The sequence below is a fragment of the Sphingobium salicis subsp. salicis genome, assembly GCF_049472635.1.
GTDB lineage: Bacteria > Pseudomonadota > Alphaproteobacteria > Sphingomonadales > Sphingomonadaceae > Sphingobium > Sphingobium yanoikuyae_A.
This window is the reverse complement of sequence record NZ_JAYRCS010000001.1, coordinates 1238929-1263709: the sequence shown is the minus strand read 5'-3', so window position 1 is coordinate 1263709 and position 24781 is coordinate 1238929. Positions and strand designations below refer to the sequence as shown.

At 65.1% G+C, this 24781-nt stretch carries 21 protein-coding genes; 8 read left to right on the top strand and 13 right to left on the bottom strand.

The genetic code is table 11. The features are described 5' to 3' along the window. Together VHN57_RS06165 and VHN57_RS06160 are read left to right on the top strand one after the other, a co-directional pair. A complete protein-coding gene (locus tag VHN57_RS06165; protein WP_423283141.1) occupies positions 1-417 on the top strand; it encodes a Zn-ribbon domain-containing OB-fold protein in 417 nt (138 codons plus the stop codon). A 2-nt stretch (positions 418-419) separates the two neighbouring features. Continuing rightward, positions 420-1472, top strand: a complete 1053-nt coding sequence (locus VHN57_RS06160; protein WP_278985987.1) for an SMP-30/gluconolactonase/LRE family protein — start codon at positions 420-422, stop codon at positions 1470-1472. Positions 1473-1584: 112 nt separating this feature from the next. Here the strand turns inward: VHN57_RS06160 and VHN57_RS06155 are convergent, their stop codons facing one another. The 8 genes from VHN57_RS06155 to VHN57_RS06120 form a co-directional block, all read right to left on the bottom strand. After that, positions 1585-2562 (bottom strand): NADPH:quinone oxidoreductase family protein, encoded by a 978-nt coding sequence (locus VHN57_RS06155; protein ID WP_278985985.1) that lies wholly within the window; start codon positions 2560-2562, stop codon positions 1585-1587. 3 nt (positions 2563-2565) lie between these two features. Further along, the gene (locus VHN57_RS06150) at positions 2566-3207 is read right to left on the bottom strand and encodes a nuclear transport factor 2 family protein (protein ID WP_278985984.1); all 642 of its coding nucleotides are present in this window, start codon (positions 3205-3207) and stop codon (positions 2566-2568) included. Between the two features lie 2 nt (positions 3208-3209). Further along, positions 3210-4217, bottom strand: a complete 1008-nt coding sequence (locus VHN57_RS06145; protein ID WP_278985983.1) for an LLM class flavin-dependent oxidoreductase — start codon at positions 4215-4217, stop codon at positions 3210-3212. 34 nt (positions 4218-4251) lie between these two features. Then, positions 4252-6651 carry a CaiB/BaiF CoA-transferase family protein gene (locus VHN57_RS06140; RefSeq protein WP_278985981.1) on the bottom strand — a complete coding sequence of 800 codons (2400 nt, stop codon included), beginning with the start codon at positions 6649-6651 and terminating at the stop codon, positions 4252-4254. 141 nt (positions 6652-6792) lie between these two features. Continuing rightward, complete coding sequence (locus VHN57_RS06135) at positions 6793-7434, bottom strand: flavin reductase family protein (protein ID WP_278985980.1); 642 nt, start codon at positions 7432-7434, stop codon at positions 6793-6795. 3 nt (positions 7435-7437) lie between these two features. Continuing rightward, entirely contained in the window at positions 7438-8259 is an 822-nt protein-coding gene (locus tag VHN57_RS06130; RefSeq protein WP_278985979.1) for an enoyl-CoA hydratase/isomerase family protein, read from the bottom strand. Between the two features lie 94 nt (positions 8260-8353). Beyond that, a complete protein-coding gene (locus VHN57_RS06125) occupies positions 8354-9091 on the bottom strand; it encodes a TetR/AcrR family transcriptional regulator (RefSeq protein WP_423283136.1) in 738 nt (245 codons plus the stop codon). Positions 9092-9293: 202 nt separating this feature from the next. After that, positions 9294-11339 (bottom strand): PQQ-dependent dehydrogenase, methanol/ethanol family, encoded by a 2046-nt coding sequence (locus VHN57_RS06120; RefSeq protein WP_423283134.1) that lies wholly within the window; start codon positions 11337-11339, stop codon positions 9294-9296. 247 nt (positions 11340-11586) lie between these two features. Between VHN57_RS06120 and VHN57_RS06115 the strand changes: the two genes are divergently transcribed. The 3 genes from VHN57_RS06115 (at position 11587) to pncB (ending at position 15185) form a co-directional block, all read left to right on the top strand. Beyond that, a complete protein-coding gene (locus tag VHN57_RS06115; RefSeq protein ID WP_423283132.1) occupies positions 11587-13032 on the top strand; it encodes a carboxylesterase/lipase family protein in 1446 nt (481 codons plus the stop codon). Continuing rightward, entirely contained in the window at positions 13029-13796 is a 768-nt protein-coding gene (locus VHN57_RS06110) for an enoyl-CoA hydratase/isomerase family protein (protein ID WP_278988711.1), read from the top strand. Before VHN57_RS06115 ends, VHN57_RS06110 begins: the two co-directional genes overlap by 4 nt. A gap of 84 nt (positions 13797-13880) precedes the next feature. Then, on the top strand, positions 13881-15185 hold the full coding sequence (pncB, locus tag VHN57_RS06105) for a nicotinate phosphoribosyltransferase (RefSeq protein ID WP_125996952.1): 1305 nt from the start codon (positions 13881-13883) through the stop codon (positions 15183-15185). Here the strand turns inward: pncB and VHN57_RS06100 are convergent. From VHN57_RS06100 to VHN57_RS06080, 5 genes are all read right to left on the bottom strand, one after another. After that, a complete protein-coding gene (locus VHN57_RS06100) occupies positions 15182-16192 on the bottom strand; it encodes an alcohol dehydrogenase catalytic domain-containing protein (protein WP_278985653.1) in 1011 nt (336 codons plus the stop codon). The two genes, pncB and VHN57_RS06100, sit on opposite strands and share 4 nt — an antisense overlap. Beyond that, on the bottom strand, positions 16189-17382 hold the full coding sequence (locus tag VHN57_RS06095) for a sulfotransferase family protein (RefSeq protein ID WP_278985654.1): 1194 nt from the start codon (positions 17380-17382) through the stop codon (positions 16189-16191). Before VHN57_RS06095 ends, VHN57_RS06100 begins: the two co-directional genes overlap by 4 nt. 17 nt (positions 17383-17399) lie before the next feature. After that, positions 17400-18572 (bottom strand): hypothetical protein, encoded by a 1173-nt coding sequence (locus VHN57_RS06090; protein WP_278985655.1) that lies wholly within the window; start codon positions 18570-18572, stop codon positions 17400-17402. Positions 18573-18682: 110 nt separating this feature from the next. Further along, the gene (locus VHN57_RS06085) at positions 18683-19813 is read right to left on the bottom strand and encodes a transporter (RefSeq protein ID WP_278985656.1); all 1131 of its coding nucleotides are present in this window, start codon (positions 19811-19813) and stop codon (positions 18683-18685) included. A gap of 67 nt (positions 19814-19880) precedes the next feature. Continuing rightward, the gene (locus VHN57_RS06080; RefSeq protein ID WP_423285985.1) at positions 19881-21440 is read right to left on the bottom strand and encodes an inorganic phosphate transporter; all 1560 of its coding nucleotides are present in this window, start codon (positions 21438-21440) and stop codon (positions 19881-19883) included. Between the two features lie 199 nt (positions 21441-21639). Here VHN57_RS06080 and VHN57_RS06075 point away from each other — a divergent pair, with 199 nt between their 5' ends. The 3 genes from VHN57_RS06075 (at position 21640) to VHN57_RS06065 (ending at position 24781) form a co-directional block, all read left to right on the top strand. Continuing rightward, positions 21640-23274: a Na+/H+ antiporter gene (locus VHN57_RS06075; protein ID WP_125989703.1), complete on the top strand. Its 1635-nt coding sequence runs from the start codon at positions 21640-21642 to the stop codon at positions 23272-23274. Then, positions 23271-23900 (top strand): TetR/AcrR family transcriptional regulator, encoded by a 630-nt coding sequence (locus VHN57_RS06070; RefSeq protein WP_278985657.1) that lies wholly within the window; start codon positions 23271-23273, stop codon positions 23898-23900. Before VHN57_RS06075 ends, VHN57_RS06070 begins: the two co-directional genes overlap by 4 nt. A gap of 98 nt (positions 23901-23998) precedes the next feature. Further along, positions 23999-24781, top strand: a complete 783-nt coding sequence (locus tag VHN57_RS06065; protein ID WP_423283128.1) for a sterol desaturase family protein — start codon at positions 23999-24001, stop codon at positions 24779-24781.

The window sequence follows — 24781 nt, the reverse complement described above, 5'->3', positions numbered from 1 at the left end:
ATGGGCATTCCCATCTATCCCGTCCATCTGGAAGATCCGCTGTTCCAGGGCTTCTACGACGGCCTCGATGCCGGCGAACTGCGCATCACCGCCGACGCCGAAACCGGCGAATGGGTCTGGTATCCGCCCGAAGTCGTCCCCGGAAAGCCCGATGCCGTGCTCGAATGGCGCCCGGTCTCGCCGGAGGGCAAGGCCTATAGCTTCACCACCGTGATCCGCAGCCTGCTGCCCGGCGACCACAAGGCAGAAGTCCCCTACACCATCATCCTGTTCGAACCCGACGATGCGCCGGGCGTGCGGATCGCGGGCATATTGGTCGATGATGAAGGCGTGGAACCGGCCTGCGACATGCGCCTGCGCTTCCGCCCGGTCGAGGCGGGCGATCACCGCATCGCCGGCTTCGCGCCGGTTCGCTGAAGATGCCCACTGACAGGGCGGTCGACCGGCGCACGGCCCTGCTCGGCGGCGCAGCACTCGCGCTCGCCGGCTGCACCCGCGCCGGTACGCCGCGTGCCTCCACGGTCCCGGCACCCCTGACCCCGGCCGATTTCAGCCTGGTCATCGACGGGCTCGACCATGCCGAGGGTGTCGCCAGCGCCCCCGACGGCCGCCTGTTCCTGTCCAACAGCGGCGGCGCGATCGGTATTCTGGCGCCGGGCCAGCCGCTGCGGCAGGTCGGCGCGCCCCTCGCCGCCAATGGCGTCGCCGTCGATGCGCGGGGCCGCGTGATCGTTGCCAATATGGGCCTGCTCAAGCAGCAGCCCGGCCCGCTCCAGCGCATCACCCTCGAAACCGGCGCGGTCGAAACGCTCGTCTCGGAACTGGAGGGGCGCCAGCTCGTCGCCTCCAACGGCCCCGCCACCGCGCGTGATGGCAGCATCTATTGCACCCACAGCAGTTGGGGTCCGGTCGCCAATATCGGCACCACCACGCCGGCCGGCTTCATCTACATGGTCCGGCCCGACGGCAGCGCCGCGATCGTCGCGCGCGCCCTGCGCGGGGTCAACGGCCTCTGCCTCGATCGGGACGAACGCCATCTCTATGCCTCGCTGACGGCCGAAGGCCGCATCCGCCGCTGGCGCCGCAACGCCGACGGCACCCTTGCCGACCCGCAGGATTTCGGCCCGCAACTGGGCACCGTCGTCCCCGACCAGACGGTCAAGGCGATCCTGGCGCTGCCCCCGCAGGAGAAGGCGGCGCTGGGCTATTGCGACGGCATCGCCTTCGACATGGCCGACAATCTCTGGATCACCCTGCCCTTTTCCAACCGGCTGGTCGCGCTGACGCCGCAGGGGCGCAAGGTCGACATTCTCCACGATCCCGCCGGCGAAAAGATCGCGATGCCGACCAATCTCTGCTGGGGCGGGCCGGATCGGCGCACCCTCTATGTCGTCTCGCGCGGCAAGGGCATGATCGTCCAGGCCCGCACCGCTATCGCCGGCACCCCACTCGCCAACTGGCCGGCCGGATAAGAGAGACTCGTCATTGCGAGCGCAGCGAAGCAATCCATCTCGCTCCGGTGGATTGCTTCGCTGCGCTCGCAATGACGGCATGGGTTGATCTCATGTCCTCCCGCTCTCGCGCTCAGGCCATTTCGATCACCACCTTGCCCTGCGCCTTGCGATCCATGATCCAGCGGATCGCTTTCCGGCTCTCGTCAAAGCCGAAGCGCGCGCCGATCGCCGGCCGCAATCCGCCCTGTTCATACCAGTCATAAAGCTGCGCCATATTGGCGGCATGGATGTCCGGCTCGCGCCGACTGTGCATCCCCCATGTCACACCGACGATCGACGCCGTCTTCACCAGCGGCAGGTTCAATGGGATCGCCGGGATGCTTCCGGCGGCAAAGCCGACCACCAGATAGCGTCCGTCCCAGCCCATGGTGCGGAAGGCCGGCTCGGCCAGATCGCCACCGACCGGATCGAAGGTCACGTCGACGCCGCGCTCCCCGGTCAGCGCCTTCACCGCCTGCTTGATGTCCGTTTCGGCATAATTCACCGTCTCGTCCGCGCCATGCGCCCGCGCCAGCTCCAGCTTTTCCGCGCTGGACGCCGCCGCGATCACCCGCGCCCCCATGCGCTTGCCGATCTCCACCGCCGCCAGCCCCACGCCGCCCGCAGCGCCCAGCACCAGCAGCGTCTCGCCCGCCTGCAACCGCCCGCGCTGGCGCAGCCCGTGCAGCGCCGTCGCATAGACCATGGTGAAACCGGCCGCGACGTCGAAGCCCATCGCATCGGGAATGATGCTGGTGCGGAAGGCCGGCGCCACCGCCTGCTCGGCAAAGGCGCCCTGGAACGGGATCGCCGCCACCCGGTCGCCGATGCGAAAACCGCTGACGCCCTCGCCGATCGCATCGACCACCCCGGCCGCCTCGCCGCCGGGGATGAAGGGCAAGGGCGGCTTGGTCTGGTAGAGATTCTGGATCATCAGCGCGTCGGGGAAATTGACGCTCGCCGCCCGCACCGCCAGCCTGATCTCGCCCGGCCCCGGTTGGGGCACGGGCACATCACGAAACGCCAGTTGCTCGGGCGCGCCATGCGCCTCGCACATCAGCGCCCGCACGGATCAACTGCCCAGAAACTGCTGGCGCATCTTGTAATAATCGTCGCTCGGATATTTCTCGCTATGTTGTCCCGCGGGCCAGTCGGCATAGGGCGTCTGCGCCGGTTCGGGCGGCGAGGTATAGTCGGACAGGCCCCGGCGACGGATGATCTTCCACATCCCGTTCCGCCGCTCCAGATCGTCGAGATAGCGGCCCTGGAAGAAGACATCCTCCTCACCCCCGCCTTCCTTGCGGTCGCGCCGATGCTGCGCAAAATAATAGCATTCGGAAAAAGCCTTGTCCCCCTTCACCTCGACCGAGACATTGGTGATGTGGTGGCAGGCATATTTGAGCGTCGACACGATCTTGAAGGCGAAGCCGACGAAATCGGACGACTTGCCCTCGAACTTGCCATGTTTGTGCGTGGATTCCGGCCAGAAGAGCGATCGCAGCAGCGCCTCGTCCGCCCGGTCATTGGCCCGCGCATAGGCATAGAGGAGTTCGGTGATCGCCTGCTTGGACTCGATGATGTCCAGCCGCTGGGCCATGTCCATGCCGCTCGCCTTTCCCCTGGGCATGGCGGCCGATGCCTCGGCAGCGGCCGCCATGCCGATCGGCAGCGCCAGCATGGCGGCCAGCGTGCCGCGACGATTGCGTTCTTCCATGCTCATTCTCCCGGATTTTCCAGCAGGCCCGGCTCGGCGCGCAGGCGCGGCAGCACCTCCTTCTCGAACAGGCGCAGGCTGCGCCACGATACTTCGGGGTCGAGCCCACCCAGCAGCGCGTGGAAGGTGACGGCGGTGCCCCGGCCCAGCCCCTTGAGATATTCGAAACATTCGTCGGGCGTCAGCACCTTGATGTTCGGCATCGCCTTCAGCCCCTCGATCGTCTCGGCGGGCTGATAGCGGGTCTGGCCGGTGCCCCGCTCCTTGGCCCATTCGGCATAGGCGTTGGTCGCATAGGCGACATGCGGCGCCACCAGCGGCCAGTCGCGGTCGGGATCGTCGGAGACATAGAGGAAGCTCGCCGCCGGCGTGCGCAGTTCCTCGGGCGGCGGGAAGCCGGCCTTTTCCCGCTCCTCCTTGTAGAGGGTGAAGAGGTCGGGATGACCGGGAAAATATTGATAGCCGCCCTTGGCCGCGCGGATCGCCGACTTGTCGGTCGACCCGCCCATGTAGATTTTGGGGCCGCCCGGCGTCGCCGGTGTCGGCGTCACCCGCACGGTGCGCTCGCGAAACTCGAACGGCTCGCCGGTCCAGGCCTGCTTCAGCGTGGCCATCGCCTCGTTCATGATCGCCAGCCGCTTGCTGATGTCCTTGCCGAACATCTCGAACTCATGCGGGCGATAGCCCATGCCGGCGGTCAGCCACACCCGGCCGGGCGCAATATTGTCCAGCACCGCCAGATCCTCGGCCAGCCGCAGCGGATCATGCATGGTGACGACCAGCGCCGAAAGATGCGCGACGATGTTGTCCGTCGCCCCCAGAATAGACGCCGCCTGCACCATGGAGGACGGGCAATAGCCGCCCTCCGCGCCATGATGCTCGGCCAGGAACACCTGGGTGAAGCCCAGCTTGTCGGCCCATTGCGCCTGCTCGATCGCGGTGCGGTAAAGCACGGGATGCGGCGCACCGAAATCCGGCCGGTTCATGTCGTAACGAAGGTTCAACTGCACCCTTTGGGTTCCTCTTCCCTATTTATGTATTGGTTCAGGCCGCCGAGACGCGCGACTGGATGCGGCCGGTCACGTCCGCCGCCTGCATCGCCTTGCCGCTGTCGATCAGCGCGTCGATCGCGTCCGACGCATAGCCGATCTCGGCCAATATCTGCCGCGTATGCTCGCCCAGCCGCGGCGCGGACTTGCGCGCATGGCCCGGCGTGTCGCTCAGATGGATGAAGCTGCCGAACTGGCGGACATGGCCATACATGGAATCGAAATTCTCGATCACCCGGTTGCTGGCCACCGCCCAATCCTGCCACAGCGCCTCGCGCACCCAACTCTTGGCCACCGGTATCTCGCACGGCACGCCCGTCGCATCGAGCAGGGCGAAAGCCTCCGCGCTCGTCTTGTCGGCAAACCAGGGCGCCAGCGCCGCGAGCAGCGCCGCATCGTGCAGCGACCGTTCCTTTGGCGAAGCAAAGCGCGGATCGTCGATCAGCCCGGCCTGCCCCACCGCCCGCGCCAGCGCCGCGAAGCGATCGTCCTGCCGGCAGGCTATGCAGATCCAGCCGTCGCTGGTGCGGTAAAGCCGGTCGAGCGCATTATAGCCCGCCTGATCCTTGTCGAGGCGGAAGCCGTAGACGACCTGTTTGTCGGCATCCAGGAAATGCTCGGACGTGGTCCACAGGCTCGAATGGAGCTGGGGTATCTCCATATAGTCACCGACGCCGCTGATCGCGCGCCGCTCCAGCCCCATCAATATGCCTGCCGCGCCCAGAAAGCCGTTATTATAATCCTCATTGCCGAACACCGACCGGGTCGGCGGATTGCCCGCGCCGCCACCTTCATAAAGCAGGCCGGTCCAGCCCGACACCAAGGGCGCAAAGCTCTTGAGTAGCGATTTGGGGCCCCTGGAGCCATAGCCGGGCAGATAGACATAGAGCAGGCGCGGATTGATCTTCGACAGCGCCTCATAGCCGATGCCCAGCTTGTCGGCCTTGCCGGGGCGCAGATTATGGGTCACCACATCGGCTTCAGCCACCAGCTTCAACGCCGCCTCCAGCGCCTCGGGCTGCTTGAGGTTCAGCACGATGTCGCGCTTGCCGCGCTGCGCCGCGTCGAAACAGTCGGGCAGCGGCCGCATCTGGTCGCCATCGGGCGTCTCCACCTTGATGACGTCGGCACCCAGGTCCGACAGCAGCCGACCGCCAAAGCCGACCGCGAAGAAGGACGAGAAGTCCACCACCTTGATGCCTTCAAGCGGCCGGTCGATCGGCTTGCCCGCCGCCGCCAGTTCGCCCCGCTTGCGCGCGATCAGATCGGCCAGCAAGCCATTGTCGGCGCCGATCATCGGCGCCGGTCGCGGCGCGGCGCAGGGCGTGCGATCGAACCGCACGGCAGGCGCCGCCTGATAGATGGTGCCGAATTCCGCGTCCGGCAGCGCAATCCGTTGCCCGACAAACTCCACCTGCTCGTCCAGCAAGACTTCGGCCGGTTCCAGCACCGGCAGCGCGGCGACATCGGCTGCCTGGAACAGCGCGATCCATTCGGCGCGCGGGCGCGCCTTGAACGCATCGAAAATCTCGACGCGGGCGATATGATATTCGTCATCGCTCAATGGCACCGACATTTCCGCCGCGCCCTTGACCACCGACACCCGATCACCAAAGCCCAACTGATCCATCGCCGCCTTGAAGCCGCCCTGGCCGCCGGTATGGATCTGCAGGAACAGGCCGTCGCCGCATTCGAACATGCCGGTCACCAGCCGGGTCCGGCCAAACCGGTCGACCGCGCCGGAATCCCCTGCCTTGATGTAGGAAATCCCCTCTTCCTGCCACCAGTTGTTCATCGGCGACTGGGCCAGCATCGCGTCGAGCAGCGAGGATTCGACCTTCTGCCCCTTGCCGCTCGATCGCCGCGCCCGGATCGCCGTCAGCGCGCCGATCACGCCCAGAAACGCCTGACCATAATGAAGCGCGGGATGGCCGAGATAGACCGGCCCCTCGCGGAACGGACTGGACTTGTCGATCATCGTGCCCAGCAGCGCCGCCGCCAGCCCCTCGCCGCGCGGCCGGTCGGCAAAGGGCGTGTCCGCGCCATAGGCGGTCAGCGCCGACACGATCAGCTCCGGATAGTCGCGCGCCAGGCTTTCACCGTCCAGGCCAAGCGCCTTCGCTTTTCCCTCCTCCAGTGCATGGATGAAGATGTCCGCTCCGCCGAGCAGTCCGCGCAGCGCTGCCCGGTCGTCCGCATCAACGATGTTCAATTCGACGCTGCGCTTGGACCGGTCCCAGCTCTTGCGGGTCAGTTCATGGGCGAAATAGGCGCCGCCCCTGGGTTCGACCTTCAGCACGTCGGCGCCATGGTCGGCGAGCAGCATGCCCGCAATCGCGACCGGCATTTCGGTCGACAGCTCGATAACGACAAGATGGTCCAGAGGGCCGGGCATCACGCACTCCTGTTTGGCGGTCTGCGCCGCCTCTTGTTCGGATCTGGCCGGTAGTGCGCGGAATCGCGCCTCCGACCTTTCCCTTGAAACAGACACGCTTTTTCCCGGCAGCGCAAGTAATATTGCACTATAGGTTCAAATTCATTCCTTGCTCGTCAGCCGTGCCGGATCATAGCGTGGCCGGTCCATCTGGAAACTGTCACCATTGCGCACATACCAGCCACTACCATGGGTGCGACCGATCAGCTTCATCGCCGGCGTGTCGAAATAGACTCGCTCGCGATCGGTGATGAACTCGTCGCGGATATGCGCCATCACGATCTCGCCGATGATCACCGTCTGCATCGTGCCGATGTCCATCGCCGCGACCTTGCGGCATTCGAAGCTGACCGGGCTGCTGGCGATCAGCGGCGGCGCCACCACCACCGACGCCGCGGTCTCGATCCCGGCATAGTCGATCTCGCTGACATCGGCCGGCGCATCGACGCTGCAATGGTTCATCTTCTCGGCATCATCCTCGCACACCAGGTTCACGACGAACTCGCCGGTGGCGATGATGTTGGCGGCCGTGTTCTTCAGGCCGCGCGATACCGGTTCCTTGAGCAGGCCCAGCGCCACCAGCGGCGGCTCCGTGCCGACGCAGTTGAAGAAGCTGTAGGGCGCGGCATTGACCACGCCCGCTTCGGACCGGGTGGTGATCCACGCGATCGGGCGCGGGGTGATGGTCGAATTGACGATCTTGTAGCGGGTCGCCATCGGCAGGCTGCGCATGTCGAACTGCATGACTTATTCCTTCGCCCCAGTTGCGCCCTTCGCGGCAGCCTTCGCCGCTGCGCGTGCCTTGAACGCCTCGCGGGCGCGGGGCACCTCCTCCCCCGCCTGGCAGGTATGGCAATAGACCAGTTCCAGCGCATGATTGGCCGACAGGTCGCCGCTTTCCGCCTGATCCAGCAGCCGCTTGGTCAGTTCGACCGCATGGGCATTGCCACCACCGATCGTCGCGCCCAGCGCCAGCGCCTGCGCGACCGCCTCGCCCGGCGGCACCAGCCGGCTGACCAGCCCCAGGCTCAATGCCTCGGCCGCCTCCAATGTCCGCCCCGAAAAGATGATCTCGGCCGCGCGTGCCCGCCCCAGTTGCCGGGTCAGGAACCATGCCGCGCCGCCATCCGGCACCAGCCCGAAATCCAGGAATGGCGCACCGAACCGCGCATCCTCGGCAGCGAAGATCATGTCGCAGGCCATCGCCAGGCTCCAGGACACGCCAAAAGCGCCGCCCTCCACCGCCGCCACGGTCGGGATCGGCAGCGCGCGCAACCGCCGGATGATCCGCTGCCCCATCTCCAGCCGAGCGGCGAGCCGCAACGCCCCCTCGCCCCGCGCCGGCGGCAGCTTCACGTCGCCGCCATTGCTGAAATAGCCTTCCGCCCCGCAGAGCAGCAGCATCCGCGCTGGCGTCGCATTTTCCAGCCGGTCGAGCGCGGCGGAAAACTGCTCCCACATGGTGAAGGAGACGGTGTTCTTCGCGCGCGGCCGGTTGAGGGTGATGACGGCGACACCATCCTCGCGCAGCTCGAACAACAGTTCGGGGTCTTCGCTCGGCGCGCTCATCTCACTCTCCCATGCTGATGCCCATGTCGGGCCTGGGGCATGCCTAGACGAGGCGCGCACCATGACGCAAGAAAATTTGCATCATGGTGCAGATTCAAGCCGGTTTCGTCTTGGTCTTGGGCGACATCGGCAGCGCGTCCATCCCGCGCTCGGCAATATCCTTGATCAGCGCTTCGACTTCCTTGCGCGCCGCGCCCTTCAGCGAACCGAGCAGGCAGGACAGATAGCTGCTGACCAGGCGGACGATCACCTCGTCATCGGGTATGCGGCCCTGCGCCCAATCGTTGATGGTCGCATATTCGAAGCGCACCAGATCATCGACCAGCTTGTCGACCTGCACCCAAGGCTGCAGCTGCTTCGTGGCGTCGAGCGCCTCGATCCACTGCTTGTTATGATGGATGGCCGGCGAATGCATCGCGGTCCAGATGTCGCGGTCGACATCCGAACTGAAATAGAGCGCCATGATCGCCTTGATATAATTACGGATTTTCCGGTTGCGCTGGACGACCGAGATCATCCGCTCCAGATTATGCTGCATCGTGCCGGGCGGGCTCGAATAGACGATGCGGCTGACATATTCGTCGAAATATTCCTGGATCGCGGTGGCGATCATGCGCTCGCGGGTCTGGAAGGCGTTGTAGAGCGTCCGCTTGGCGACACCCGCGCGCTGGCCGATCTCGTTCATGCTCAGCGCCGCGATCCCCTGTTCGGCGATCACCTTGCGCGTTTCCTCCAATATCCGGCGACGGCGTTCGATGATCGCCGGACTGGAATAGGTCTGCGGCCGATCGCCATTTTCCTTGAGGTCAGCCATGTCCTTGTCCGTCGTCAAATTCGCTCATCCTCCCCGAGGCGCGCCCGGCGGGGGCACGTAACCGACGATCATAACGCAATTGCATGAACGTGCAAATTTGATGCCGCACGGCTGGACTTTGTGCAAGCCCCCGCTCAGCGCAGACAAGGAGCCCCGCCTCCCAATGAAAGGAAGCGGGGCGAAGCAGCATCCGCCACAAGGGGCCGGATGCCATGGGAGGTCAGTTTGCCTTGGGCGCGGTTTCCCGCGCACGCTGGCGGATATAGTGGCGCAGCCCTTCCAGATCGGCGTCGCTCAACTGCTCGAAGGCTCCCATGCCGCGCGCCATCAGCGCCCCGTCATGCACCACCGACTTGAACGTCTCCGCGTCCAGCGGCACCGCCGACTTGCGCAGGTCGGGCGCGGCGCCGCCCGCCATCATGCCCGCGCCATGACAGATGACGCAGCTGCTATTGTAGATGCCGGCGCCGACCTTGGCCTTGGCGGCATCGACGGTGAAGGCCGGATCATCCTGTATCGGCTCGTCCACCGGCTCGAACTTGGGCAGCGCCTTGGTGCCGCCGATCGCAAAGGTCAGCACCCGGCGCTGCTGCTGGCGATAATCCCAGTTGGGCACGTTGGGGAAGCTGCTGCGGAAACCGGTGATCACCGACACATATTGCTTGCCGCCGACCGTATAGCTGATCGGCGCGGACAATATCCCGTTCTGCGCCGGGAAGGACCAGAGCTTGCGACCGTCGGTCGCCGAATAGGCGTTGAAATTGCCGTCATTCGTTCCCTGGAACAGCAGGCCGCCACCGGTCGCCATGATGCCGCCATTGAACACGCCAGGTTGCGGCACAGACCAGGCAACCTTGTTGTTGGCGACGTCGAAGGCGACCAGCTTGCTCACCGCAGCGGGCGGCACCAGATTGGCCGGCGGCGCGCCCAGACCGGTGTTGACCATCATCCCCGGCTTGTAGGTCCAGTCCTTCACATTGGCCGGATCGACGAACACGCGGCCGCCCTCCATCACCGGAATATAGCTGAGGTTCGTCTTGGGACTGAACGCCATCGCCTGCACGCCATGCGCGCCATTGGGGAAGGGATACATCATGAACGGCTTGCCGTTCGGATATTGCGCCTCGGGATTGATCTCGGGCCGGCCGGTGACCGGATCGATCCGCTTGGCCCAATTCTGCTTGGCGAACTCACCGGCCGAGATGAACTTCCCGGTCTCGCGGTCCAGCGCATAGAAGAAGCCATTCTTGGGCGCGTGCATCAGCACCGACCGCATCTTGCCGCCAATCTCGATATCGGCCAGCTCGATATCCATCGCATCGTTGAAATCGTGGCTGTTTTCCGGGTTCACCTGATAGTGCCAGGCATATTCGCCGGTCTTCACGTCGATCGCCACGATCGAGGCGAGATAGAGATTGTCGCCGCCGCCGGGCGAACGGATCTTCTGGTTCCACGGCCAGCCATTGCCGGTACCAAGGTAGATGCGGTCATATTTGGCGTCATAGGCCATGGCGTGCCACACCGTGCCGCCCCCGCCGAACTTCCACCATTCGCCGGTCCAGGTCTTGGCCGCCGCTTCCATCGCCTTGTTCTCGAAGCCCTTGGCCGGATCGCCCGGCACCACGAACCAGCGCCACGCCTTCTTGCCGGTCTTGGCATCATAGGCGGTCACATAGCCGCGGGTCGGGCTGTAATCCGCGCCGCCGAAGCCGACCACGACCTTGTCGCCGGCCACCCATGGCGGGCCGGTGATATAGCCATTTTCCGCCTCGTCGAGCGTCTGGACCGACCAGCGCGGCTTGCCGGTCTTGGCGTCGACCGCGATCAGCCGGCCTTCGCGGGTGGCAGTATAGATCAGCCCGTCCTTATAGGCGATGCCGCGCGTGCCCCAGCCGGCGCGCATCCGCCATTTCGCCTCCGGCTGGCTCGCCACGTCGGGGTCATATTGCCACAGCAGCTTGCCGGTCTTGGCGTCGAGCGCATGGACGACCGACAGGCCGACCGCGAAATAGAGGACGCCATCTATCGCCAGCGGCTGGGTATAGCTGTCATAGGTATCGATGTCATAGGACCAGGCGAGGCCGAGCTTGCCGACATTGTCGGCGCTGATCTGGTCGAGCGCGCTATAATGCTGCTCCTTGTCGTCGCCGCCAAAGCTGGACCAGTTGGCGGTCGGACCGCCCGGCGCTGCGCTGTCCGCGCCGCAGGCGACCAGCCCGCTTGCCAGGGCCAGGATCGCCACGGCCGTCGACACTCTTCCCTTCATGCTCTCATCCTTCTCCGTGCGCCCCTGTTCGCGCCTCTTTATATTGCACCTTGGTGCAGATTCACGACCCTGTCAACGCGCCTGCGCGCTTGACAGCGATAATCCTCTCCAACATTATTATGCACCATAGAGCAAAATTGATGAGGGGATGATGGAGATGGTGCAGCGTCCTGTCGCCTGCGCGGCCGCGGCCGTCGCTTTATGGGCAAGCCTTGGAAATGCCACGCCTTCTTCGGCACCACCCCGATTGTCCACCGCGTCCGGTCCGATCCGCGGCGTTGTGCGCGACGATGTCCGCTTCTTTGGCGGCATCCCCTATGCCGCGCCGCCGGTCGGCGCCAATCGCTGGCGCGCACCGCAACCGGTCCGCGCCTGGAAGACCGAGCGTGATGCCACGGGCTTTGCGGCTGATTGCCCCCAGCCACAGCGCAAAGAGGACGCAGCCTTCCCCCAGGATGAAAATTGCCTGACCCTCAACGTCGCCTCACCTGACCTTGGCGCCCGCAAATTGCCGGTGCTGTTCGTCGTCCATGGCGGCGCCTATTTCGTCGGCTCGGGTCGGGAGCCCTTCCGCAACGGCATGCCGCCGCTGGTCAAGCAGGGTGTCGTCCTTGTCGCCCCCAATTACCGCATCGGGCGGCTCGGCTTCTTCGCGCACCCGGCGCTGACAAACGAATCGCCCAAGGCGACCGCCAATTTCTGGCTGATGGATCAGGTCGCGGCGCTGCACTGGGTCCGGCAGAATATCGCCCGCTTCGGCGGCGATCCCGACAATGTGACCATCATCGGCTGTTCGGCGGGCGGCTCCAGCATCAATGCGCTGATGGCAACGCCGATGGCCAGGGGCCTGTTCACGCGCGCCAGCGCCCATTCGGCCGGCGGCCTGTTCAACGCCAACCGCCCCCTACCCCAGGCGCAGGAACAGGGACTGGCCTTTGCCCAGCGCACCGGCGTGACCGGCGATGGCGCGCCATCGCTCGCTGCCCTGCGCAGGCTCAGCGTCGCGCAGGTGCTGGCCGGCGACAGCGGCGCGCCGGACTTTGGCGCAACCGTCGATGGCAGCTGGCTCCCCGCTCCCCTTTCCACCCTGTTCGCAAGGGGCCAGATCGCGCATGTCCCGCTGATCATCGGATCGACCAGCAACGAAGCCAGCGTCTTTGGCCTGATGGGCTTTGGCCGGGCGGAAATGGCGCGCCGCTTCGGCATCGATCTGTCGGCCGTGTCCGCCAGCTATGGCCTGACCGACGAGGCGGAATTGCTGCGCCAGGTGCAGACCGACTTCCTGTTCACCTCGGCGGCGCTCGGCATGGCCCAATTGGCGGCCCGCGCCGGCCTGCCGACACGCGCCTATCAGTTCGATTTCGTGCCGCCTGACCAGCGTGCCACAAAGCCAGGCGCGGACCATTGCGCCGACCGCCTATTCTGGCTCGGCCAGTCTCCCTCGGTCGATGCGGAAAGCCGGGCGCTCGCCAGGACCATGTCGGGCTGGATGCTGAACTATGTGCGCAGCGGCGATCCCAACGGCCCCGGCCTGCCGCCATGGCCCGCCAGCCAGGACGGTCGCACCAACCCGCTGGTCATCGGCCAACATATCGCCGCCGCCCCGGACTTTCGCGCCCGCCAGCTCGCCCCCTGGTTCGACAAATGGCAGCGGGAGAGTGGTCAGTCCTTCGGCTGGACGCCCACGCCATGACCCTGCAGCTGGAGCATGACGGCGCCGTGGCGATCGTGACGCTCGATCGCCCCGACCGGCGCAATGCCTTCACCATGGCGATGCGCGGCGAGATCGCCACGCTGTTCGACGATCTAGCCCAGGATGACGGGGTTCGCGCGGTCGTCCTGACCGGTGCAGGCGGTCATTTCTGCTCGGGCGCCGATACCGGCGAGATGGGTGCCGCCGACAGTGCCGCTTTCCTCAAGCGGATGCGAGCGCTCCACCGCATGATCCGCGCCATCGCCGCCACGCCCAAGCCGGTCATCGCAGCGGTCGACGGCGTCTGCGTCGGCGCCGGCTGGAGCCTGGCACTCGCCTGCGATCTGATCCTCGCCAGCCCGAACGCCAGCTTCGCACAGTTGTTCGGCCGGATCGGCTATGCGCCCGACGCCGGCGCCATCTGGCAATTGACCCGGCTGGTCGGCCCGATGCGCGCGAAGGAAATCGTCTATAGCGGCCGGACGCTGACCGCCGATGAAGCCTTGCATCTCGGCCTCCTCCTCTCGATCGAAGCAGACCGCCCAATCCGAGACGCGGCGATCGAACTGGCCACCCGCATTGCGCAGGGGCCGCCAGTCGCACAGGCGATGAGCAAGCAATTATTCGAGGCGACCACGCTATCCTTCGACCAGTTCCTCGACCGCGAATTCTTGGTCCAGCCCTTCCTCGCCACTACCGCCGATCATCGCGAGGGACTGGCCGCAACGCGAGACAAGCGCGCCCCGAACTTCATCGGCCGATAATCCCTTCATCAGCCTTGCCATCATGATCTCCATGGGGAACGGTGCAGCACGCCCCTGTCAATTTTGCTGTCCATCAGGTTCTTCATGGTCTTCACCGATATCGCCACCCGCACCTACAACCATAATTGGCGGCTCGACCCGATCGTGCGCAGCCTGCTCGACACCGATTTCTACAAGCTGCTGATGCTGCAGATGATCCGGCAGCAGCATCCCGATGTCCAGACCACCTTCAAGCTGATCAACCGCACCCACCATGTACGCTTGGCCGACATCATTGATGAAGGCGAACTGCGCGCCCAGCTCGACCATGCCCGGTCGCTGCGCTTCGGCAAGAAGGAACTGATCTGGCTGGCGGGCAACAGCTTCTATGGCCGCACCCAGATGTTCAGCCCGGATTTCATTGCCTGGCTCGCGGACTTTCGCCTGCCGGAATATGAGCTGCGCCAGGTCGACGGCCAATATGAGCTCCGCTTCCACGGGCTCTGGATCGAGACGATGATGTGGGAGATTCCGGCCCTCGCCATCATCAACGAATTGCGATCGCGCGCGGCGATGAAGGGGCGTGGCCGCTTCGCGCTCGACGTGCTTTACGCCCGTGCCAAGGCGAAATTGTGGGAGAAGGTCGAACGCCTGAGCGCCCTGCCCGATCTCGTCATCTCCGACTTCGGCACACGCCGTCGCCACGGCTTCCTGTGGCAGCGCTGGTGCGTCGAGGCGCTGAAGGAAGGTCTGGGCGACCGCTTCATCGGCTCGTCCAACGTGCTGCTGGCGATGGATGCCGACCTGGAGGCGATCGGCACCAATGCGCATGAATTGCCGATGGTCCAGGCGGCACTGGCGCCGGACGATGCAGCACTGGCCCGCGCGCCTTATGCGGTTCTGGAACAATGGCAGGCCCATTATGGCGGCAATCTGCGCATCGCCTTGCCCGACGCGTTCGGCACCGCCGCCTTCCTGAAGGACGCGCCGGACTGGGTTGCCGACTGGACCGGTTTCCGTCCCGACAGCGCCCCACCGATCGAGGCGGGTGAGCAGATCATCCGCTGGTGGCAGGAAAAGGGGCGCGATCCGCGCAGCAAGCTGCTGATCTTTTCCGATGGCATGGACGTCGACAGTATCGAGGCGACCTATCGCCATTTCCATGGCCGCGTGCGGATGAGCTTTGGCTGGGGCACCAATCTCACCAATGATTTTCGCGGCTGCGCCCCGTTCGAAACCGATGGACTCGATCCGATCTCACTGGTGTGCAAGGTGGTGGACGCCAATGGTCGCCCGGCGGTGAAGCTGTCGGACAATCCCGCCAAGGCGACCGGCGACCCGGCCGAGATCGACCGCTATCTGCGCGTGTTCGGCGGCGACGGGCGAAAGGCGGTGGCCGTCCAGGTCTAGCCGCAACGGACATGTACCTTGGTTTCTTCATTGGTCCCGCGCAGCGTCACCATCATCGCCGGCAGCTGATCCAGCGCGATCGCATTGCTGATGATCGCCTTGGGGTCGACATGCCCCTTGTCCATCTGGTCGGCGATGTGCAGGAATTCCGCCATACGGTAGCCGACGGCAAATTGCAGGCTGGCGCATTTATAGGATGCCAGCGCCGGAATGATCGCATCCGGCGCCGTGCAGAAGCCCAGCGACACGATCCGCCCGAATGGCGCGACATGGTTCACCGCTCGCCCCAGCATACCGTCCACCCCGACAGCCTCGAACACGATCCGGGGCGCGCCACCCAGGGCTTCGATCACCTGCCCTTTTTCCTCGTCGCCGAAAGAGAAAAAGGTATCGGCACCCATGGCGATCGCAAGATCACGCCGCCGGTCGGATCGCGACAGGACCACGATCCGCCCCGCCCCCAATCGCCGCGCCCAATAGATGGCATAGAGCGCAACCGTGCCGCCGCCGAGCACCAGCACCGGGTCGCCGGGACGGATATCGGCAAAGCGCGCGCCATACAGGCTGACGGCCAGCGGCTCGATCAGCGCGCCATCGGCCAGGGACAGGGTTTTGGGCAGGCGCACCGCCGCATCGGCCGGCACCACCGCGAATTCGGCAAAGCCCCGCATCGCGCCGCCCGGCTTTGCGCCGCATAATACCGGATTCCCATGCTCCTGGCAGGGACTGCACTGGCCGCAGCCGATCGAGGGCATGACCGCGACCCGGTCGCCAGCACGAAAGCGATCGACACCCGCGCCGACCTCCACCACTTCGCCGGCATATTCGTGGCCGATCTGCTCGCCACGGCCATAATCCCACATGCCGCCCCTGGTCATCGACAGGTCGGTGCCACAGATGCCGCAGCGGTGGACGCGGATCAGCAATTCCCCCATGGCCGGTCGCGGATCGGGCAGGTTGGCGATGATGATCGGCTGACCATCGCCCGGATAGATGGCCGCCTTCATCGTCCTGTCTCCGCCAGGTCGAAGCGCGCCACATAATCGTCGAACGCCGAATGCACCTCTTGCGCACTCATGCCATAGTCGGCGATCGAATAGCGATGAACGCCATGCTGCATCTCGGGCTTATCCGCGATCCGTTGTGCCATGGCCATGCGCGTCGCATCGGGCATCTCCATGCCGATAAAGGTATAGATGCGCTCAAGCACGGCCATGGGCTGCGCATGGAAATCGCCATGGACGATATCGAGCAATTGGCCCGGATGGCGCTTCGCCACCTTTTCCGCCTTGCGCACGGCATGGGACCATTTGGCCGTTTCGCGTGCCAGCATCAGCGCGCCGCGCTCGGCCGCCCGCCCGTCCTCCATCGCGCCATGCCCCGCCATCAGCAGCGATACGAGCGAAGGCAATGCCCTGGCCGGATCGCGATGGGTCTGGATCACCCTTGCATCGGGAAAGACGGCAAAGAGCAGGTTTAGATTTTCGATATGGCCGGGATTTTTGAGCAGCCAGCGCTTGTCCGGGTCGTTGGCACCGATCAACTGCACACAGCGGCGATAATGGTCATAGCCCGCCGCCTCGCTCTGCGCGCACCACCACGCGTCATAGCTTGCCGCCGACCAGCCGCAGCTCCACAGGTTGGAAACAAAGGACTGGCGCAGCAGCATGCAGCATTCATGCACTTCCTCGGCCGCGACATGATGCGCGGCCCGCTTGGCTGGTGCATCGACATAGCGCCGCTCCAGCAAGGCGGCCGAACGGCAGAAATCGGCATCGTCCTGCCAGCTTTCGACCGGTGGACGCGGACGCGGCGTATCGAGCAGCCAGCTTTGCAGCCCCTGGAAGCGCGGATCGACCGCCATCAGCCGATGCAGCGCCGTGGTCCCGGTGCGCGGCACCCCGGTGATGACCACAGGGCTCAGGATCGGCCGGGCATCGAAGCCCGGATGCGCCTTCATCGCCGCGATCGCACTTGCCCGGCCGCGCAGAACACCCACAACATGGCCCCAGGCGGTGCGCCGCCCCGCCACGGTAAAGCGCGGATCATAATCCATCGACTGGAGCAGCACGCGAAGCCCCGGCAGATAATCGTCGGGGCCAAAATCATCATGGCCGGTTTCCGCCGTCACCAGATCGTGCAACTGGTCGAGCGCGGCGGCGAAGCGTAGCGGCGGTTCATATCCGTTCGACATCATTGGCAATCCCCTCCCTTTCACCAGCGCCGTCGACGCTGGCAGGCCCGCACCCGCAGCCGCAACTCCTCGGCGCGCTGCTGCGGCGTGACGATCGGCGTGTCGGCGGGCAAATGGGTGCGCAACGCGTTCAGCTTCACCCGCGTGATGGTCGGCACCGGCGCGCTGTCGCAATCATACCAGCGGCCATAGATGCCACCTTCGCGATAGCCGGCAGGATCAAGCCAGTTGGGCACGCCGGGGTCTTCCAGCGCAATGACGGCCCGATATTTGCCGTCACGGCTCAGCTTGGCATAATGGCCGTTGCTGCTGGACAGGCGATAGACATATTCCAGCGCGTTGAAATAGGGGTCGTTGAGCTGGATATTCCAGTAGGGCGCATGGGCCGGGATGTCGGTCTCGATGATCAGCGCCTCATCGGCGTCGAACTGGAAGCAGGCCGGCCAGTAGACCTGCTTGGCGAGCGCGCCGGGCATCCGCACCGGCTCGAACCGGTTGAAACCAACCCGCTCCTTCACGCCATTCTGCATCGGATAATAAAGCCGCGTCTTGCGACCGGGGAATTTTGCCATTTCCCGGATGCGCGCGACAATCTCCTCCGGCGAAAGGCGCGGCTTGGGCGGCGCCGGATCCAGACATTCGATCGTCAGTTGCGGATCGACCTCGTTCAGCCAGTCATAGCTGCGATAGCGCACCATCAGCCCGCCCGCCTGGGGATCGATCGGCGCCCATTTGCCAGCATAGCCCGCCGGGCGCCGGGCGCTCAGGATCAGTTCGAAATGCTCCCCCGGCTCCAGCCCCAGATCGCTGTCGTCCACCTCATAATGGCCATTGGGTCGGGGCATTTCATCGACCGTGCCGGACAAGGCCCTTTGGGTGGTGAAGCTCAATATCTTGCAGCTGCCCCGGTTGCCGGCGATCCGGTAGGTCAGATCCCCGCGGATCGGCGACTGGAGGTAGATATCGTCCGGATTGGGCTGGAGCGTATAGACCGGGTTCCACAAGGGTGCCCAATCGGGATGCTCCGGCGTGGCATGGAAATAGGCGAAATAGGCATAGGACAGGCTGGTCATCGTCTGGCGATAAACGTCGGCGCGATAGGCCGGATCGTCGGGGTGCCAGGTGTCGCCAAGATTGGCGACCGCGCTCTCCAGGTCAGTCAGATAGGCCAGGATGTCGGGTTCGATGATCATGATGGCATGCCTCTCCTCTGCCACTGGCGGGCAGTACTTAGATAGTATTTACTATCATTTGATTCTGGGAGAGGCCCCGGCCCAAGATCGTCGGCGCGATGGATCGCGGTTCAGCGCCGCATGAACCCCATCCAGCGCAACAGAAAATAGCTGACACCAGCAGCCCCCGCCGCGACCAGCGTCGCGGTCAGCGTGCCGTGCGACGCACCGGCAAAGGGCATGCCCCCGGTGTTCATGCCGAACAATCCGGTGACCAGGGTCGCCGGCAGCATCAGCGCGGTGATGATCGACAGGATGTAGAGATTCTGATTGGTCCGCTGCGCCGCCTGTATGTCCAGTTCGTCGCGCAGCAACCGCAATTGCGCCTGCCCTTCCAATATGTCGGCGTCCAGCGCCTGCAGCCGCTGGGTCAGTTTCTCGACGGTGGGTAGCAGCGCGTCCGGCAGTTCCTCGTCCCGTTCCAGCCGCTGGAACACGCCCCGCGCGCCGGCAAGCAGGCGATGCAGTTGTGCGAGCCGGCGGCGAATACCGACCAGGTCGCGCGGCTGGGGCGGATGATGCCCCTCCAGAAAGGCGTCCTCGGCGCGCTGGATGTCGGCCGACAGGGTGCGGCTGATATCGGCGATATTCTCGGCAATGGCGCCGACCAGCAGGTCCAGCGCCTGCGCACCGCGCAGTTGTGCGAGCCGGCGGCGAATACCGACCAGGTCGCGCGGCTGGGGCGGATGATGCCCCTCCAGAAAGGCGTCCTCGGCGCGCTGGATGTCGGCCGACAGGGTGCGGCTGATATCGGCGATATTCTCGGCAATGGCGCCGACCAGCAGGCCCAGCGCCTGCGCACCGCCGATCACGCCCTTCGTCCGCTCCAGCCGATGGCGCGCGATGTCGGCGCAGCGCAGCGGATGCAGCCGGGTGGTCAGCATCAATGTCGGCGTCAACGCCATGCGCAACGCACCGACCCGCGCGGTATCGGCCACATCGAAGTCGCGTTCGAAATCGTGCAGGACGCAGCCGACCGTGTCGCCATCGACCAGCGCCCGCTGATGCGTATCGGGCGACAGGATCAGTTCCCGCACCGCCTCGGGCAGCATCGCCGCCCCCTCGATCCATTGCCGCGTGCCATGATCGGCCAGGTTCAGGTGCAGCCAGCGAAAGCCGCCCGTCGCCCCGCCATCGCAATGATCCACCGGCCTGATCGCGTCAGGCGCGAAGTCCAGCCCCCAGATCAGCCCCGGCCCCATGCCCGGAACCGGCAAGACGATAGGGATCAGCGGGTCGTTCCGGTCGCCGATATGCCGCTCCTGTCGATCAGAAGATCTGCGCGAAGACCATATATAGCAGCCCTGCGAGCAGGATCGAACAGGGCAAGGTCAGCACCCAGGCCATCAGCAGGTTGCGTACCGTCGCCATCTGCAGGCCCGATCCATTGGCCGCCATCGTGCCGGCCACGCCCGACGACAGGACATGGGTGGTCGAAACCGGCAGGCCCATATGGTCCGCGCCGAAGATCGTCGCCATCGCCACCAGTTCGGCCGATGCCCCCTGGGCATAGGTGAGATGCGTCTTGCCGATCTTCTCGCCCACCGTGACCACGATCCGCCGCCAGCCGACCATGGTGCCCAGCCCCAGCGCAAAGGCGACGGCAATCTTCACCCAGGTCGGAATGAAGCGGGTGCCGGCATCGAGCGAGCCCTTGTAGGTCGTCAGCGCCGTCATCTTCGCTTCGGACAGTCCCGCCGCCTTCTCCTTGCCCAGACGCTTGATCGCTTCGGAGGCCAGATACATGTCGTTGCGGATGTTGGACACGGCAGCGGCCGGCACCTGCGCCAGCGATCCATAATTCATCACCTGCCGATCGACATCGGCGATCAGCACCGACAGCGCCGGCATGGTCGTGTCGGCAAAGCGCTTGTCGGCGATATAGCGCGTGACCTGCGCCCGCGCCTCGGCCGGCTGCATCATGGCGGGCGCGCGCTGGCCTAGCGCCGCCGTGGCGGCAATCGAATTAGCGTGGAATTCGGTGGTGTAGCGCGCCGGCACCGCGCGGTTGAGCGCATAGGCGGTCGGCACCGTGCCGATCAGGATCAGCATGATGAGGCCCATGCCCTTCTGTCCGTCATTGGAACCATGGGCGAAGCTGACGCCGGTGCAGGTGAAGATCAGCAACGCACGGATCCACAATGGCGGCGGCATGCCATTTTGCGGCTCGCGATAGAGCGCCTTGTTGCGGACAAGGACTTTCATCGCCACGAACAGCAGCGCCGCCAGGCCAAAGCCGATCAGCGGCGAGAAGAGCAGCGCCTGGCCGATCTCGGTCGCCTTGCTCCAGTCGACGCCCGACGTGCCGCTCTTGCCGTGCAGCAGCGCATTGGCGACGCCGACGCCGATGATCGATCCGATCAGCGTGTGCGAGCTGGACGACGGGATACCCAGCCACCAGGTGGCGAGGTTCCATAGGATCGCCGCGATCAGCAGCGCGAACACCATGGCGAAACCGGCGCTGGACCCGACCTGCAGGATCAGTTCGACCGGCAGCAGCGACACGATACCGAACGCGACCGCGCCGGTCGACAGCAGCACGCCCAGGAAATTGAAGAAGCCCGACCAGACCACCGCGATATTGGCCGGCATCGCATTGGTGTAGATCACCGTCGCGACCGCATTGGCGGTGTCATGAAAGCCGTTCACGAATTCGAAGCCGAGCGCGATCAGCAGCGCCAGAAACAGCAGCAGGAAGGGCAGATAGGCGGTCGGTGCCACGCCCACCGCCGTCGCATCGCTATAGACGCTGTAGACGACATAGATCAGCGCGGCGATGATGGCGGCGCCAAAGCCGATCGAGCCGGCCATGCCGCGCCCCTTGTCCATCTCGGGCCGTCGTGCCCCGCCAATTGCCACGCTTGCATTCATCGAATCGTCCCCGAACGGCAAATAATGTTAACCCTCTAGGTCCGCTGCATGACAGCCGCGTTGCGGTGCTGAAATTGAAGGAAAATTCGCGCCCGGCGCTTGCCCATCGGCAATCCGTCCGCCTAGGGTCGCCCGACACATAAGTTGGAGCGAAGATTTGGACGTCATTTCGGTCGTATTATTCCTGTTGCTGGCTGTCGTCGTCAGTGGCGCCTTGTCGCGCATGATGCCGATTTCCATCCCGACACCTCTGGTCCAGATCGCCCTTGGCGCGATCATCGGCCTGTCGACATCGCACAGGGTCGCGCTCGATCCCGAAATATTCCTGCTCTTGTTCCTGCCGCCTCTGCTGTTCCTCGATGGCTGGCGCATTCCCAAGGATGAACTGCTCAAGGACGCCTCGACCGTGGTCGAACTGGCGCTGGGACTGGTGCTGACCACCGTCATCGGCATGGGCTTCTTCATCAACTGGATGATCCCGGCGATGCCGCTCGCCGTCGCCTTCGCGCTCGCCGCCGTGGTCTCGCCGACCGATCCGATCGCCGTGTCCGCCATCGCCGCGCGCGTGCCCATTCCCAAGCGCATGATGCACATCCTCGAAGGGGAATCGCTGCTCAACGACGCATCCGGCCTGGTCTGCCTGCGCTTTGCCATTGCCGCAGCGCTGACCGGCAGCTTCTCCGCCGGCGATGCTGCACTCAACTTCCTCTGGCTGGCCTTTGCCGGCATCGCGATCGGCGTCGGCGTCACGCTGGTCGTGTCACGCGCCAAGGCCTGGGTCACGCGCCGCTGGGGCGAGGAAACCGGGTCGCAGATCCTGGTCAGCCTGCTGATCCCCTTCGGCTCCTATATCCTGGCCGAACATGTCCATGCCTCCGGCATCCTGGCCGCCGTCGCCGCCGGCGTCACGATGACCTTCGCCGAAATCTCGCGCGAAGCGATGGCCGAAACCCGGATGCGCCGCAATTCGGTGTGGGACACGATCCAGTTCACGCTCAACGGCATCATCTTCGTGCTGCTGGGCGAACAATTGCCCGGCATCCTTGCCGAAGCGAAGCGCACGGTGGCGCTGACCGGCCATAGCGAACCCGGCTGGCTGGCACTCTACACGGTCGCGATCGTCGTCGGCCTCGCTGCGCTGCGCTTCCTGTGGGTGTGGCTGTCGCTGCGCTTCACCATCCTGCGCAACCAGTATCGCGGCGTCGATGGTCCGCGCCGGCCCAACTGGCGGCTGGTGGCGGCGACATCGTTCGCCGGTGTGCGTGGTGCCATCACCCTTGCCGGTGTGCTCACCCTGCCGCTTGCGCTCAACGACGGCACGCCCTTCCCCGCGCGCGATCTTGCCATCTTCCTGGCCGCCGGGGTCATCATCCTGTCGCTGATCCTGGCCAGCGTCGCACTGCCGCTGCTGCTCAAAAATCTCGACATGCCGGCCGAAGCCAACAAGGCCGCGGAAGAGGACGCCGCCCGCATCGTCACCGCCGAGGCGGCGATCCAGGCAATCGAGCGGCATCAGCATGAACTGGCCGAAACCCATGGCCATGCCGAACGCTATGCCGAGGCTGGGGCCCGCGTGATGGATCTGTATCGCGAGCGGATCGAAGCGCTGGGCGCGACCGAGGCCGATGATCTTCGCGCGCAGGGCGCCCTGTTCCGCGACTTCCGCATGATCGGCGTCGCGGCGGAACGCGCCGCCCTGCTCACCCTGCTGCGCAGTCGCAAGATCGGCAGCGAGGTCGGACGCAAGCTCACCCGTGAGCTCGACCTGTCCGAAGCGCGCCTGCGCACATGAGCGGGGACAAGGCTGACAAGCCAGCCCGACGGCCGCGCCGATCCTCGGCGGAAGTCGCCAGCCGGCTGATCCAGGCGGCGCAGGACGAATTTCGCCGCCATGGCTATGCCGGCGCGACCACTGCCGCGATCGCCCGCGCCGCCGACACGACCGAGGCGCAACTGTTCCGCAGCTTCGCGTCCAAGGCCGCCCTGTTCCAGGAAGCGGTGTTCCGCCCGCTCAGCCAGCATCTCGAACGCTTCAATGCGGATCATCCGGTGCCGCAGGACGATGCCAGCCGGGCTGACACCGCGCGCCTCTACATCGCCGAACTGCAACGCTTCGTCACCGAGCATGAGGCGCTGCTGCGGGCGATGATGCTGGCCGGAGGCCCGGCGGGGGACAGCGGCAATCCGATCGAGAGCCTGGCCGCCTATTTCGAGCAGGGCGCCGCCGTCCAGTCGGCCCGGATCGAGGGTACGCCGCGCGTCGATCCACGCCTGATGGTCCGCGCCGCCTTTGCCGCGGTGCTCGCAAATCGGCTGTTTCGCGACTGGCTCTATCCGGCGGGCCTGGCGGACGATGCCAGCATCGACGCAGCGATCGCCGATTTCGTGCTGGACGGGATCAACGCCAATCGCGGCTGAGCGTCCGCCCGCATTTCCAGCCTATGTGTCAGCGCCGACAAAATCCCCGGCCCATCCCATGATAGCAGGCCCTTCTGTCTGCAACGGGAAGGACCGGCGTGCTGGAATATCTGGGAAAGGGCGAGCATCTTCTCTCGCTATGGCTTGGCCTGCTTGTCGCGGCCGGGATCGGCGCCGGCATCGTCAGCGGCTATTTCAAGGCACGCAAGATCCAGCCGCGCGGCTTCAAATGGAAGATTTTCCGGAACGAGGCCGGCTTTGCCGTCATCAACCTCGCCATCACCGGCCTGCTGCTCGGCACGATCAAGACCAAGCTGGTCGAAATCGGCGCGATCAGCTTCAATCCGGCGCCTGGCGCCTGGTGGATGATCGCGCTTGAATATGCGCTCTATTTCTTCCTGTTCGACACCTATTTCTACTGGCTACACCGCTGGATGCACAAGGAACCGGTCTATAGCTGGGTCCACAAGCTGCATCACAAGTCGACCTCCCCCAACCTGCTCACCACCCTGTCGGTCAGCCCGCTGGAATCGCTGATCAATGGCGGCTTCGTGCCGCTGTTCCTGACCGTCTTCACCGTGCATGACGCGACCGTCGCGCTGATCGTGCCGACCAACATCATCATGGGCCTCTATGTCCATTCCGGCTATGAGATGCTGCCGCGCTGGTGGAACCGCAGCTGGGCGACCAAATGGTTCATCTCCGCCACCTTCCACGATCAGCATCATCGCTATTTCACCGGCAATTTCGGTGGCTACACGACGATCTGGGACCGTTTGTGCGGGACCATGCGCCCGAAGTTCGAAGCGGATTTCGACAAGATCAAGCAGCGCCGGAAGACGGACGACGCCCCGGTTACCACCGCCAGCGAAACTGCCTGA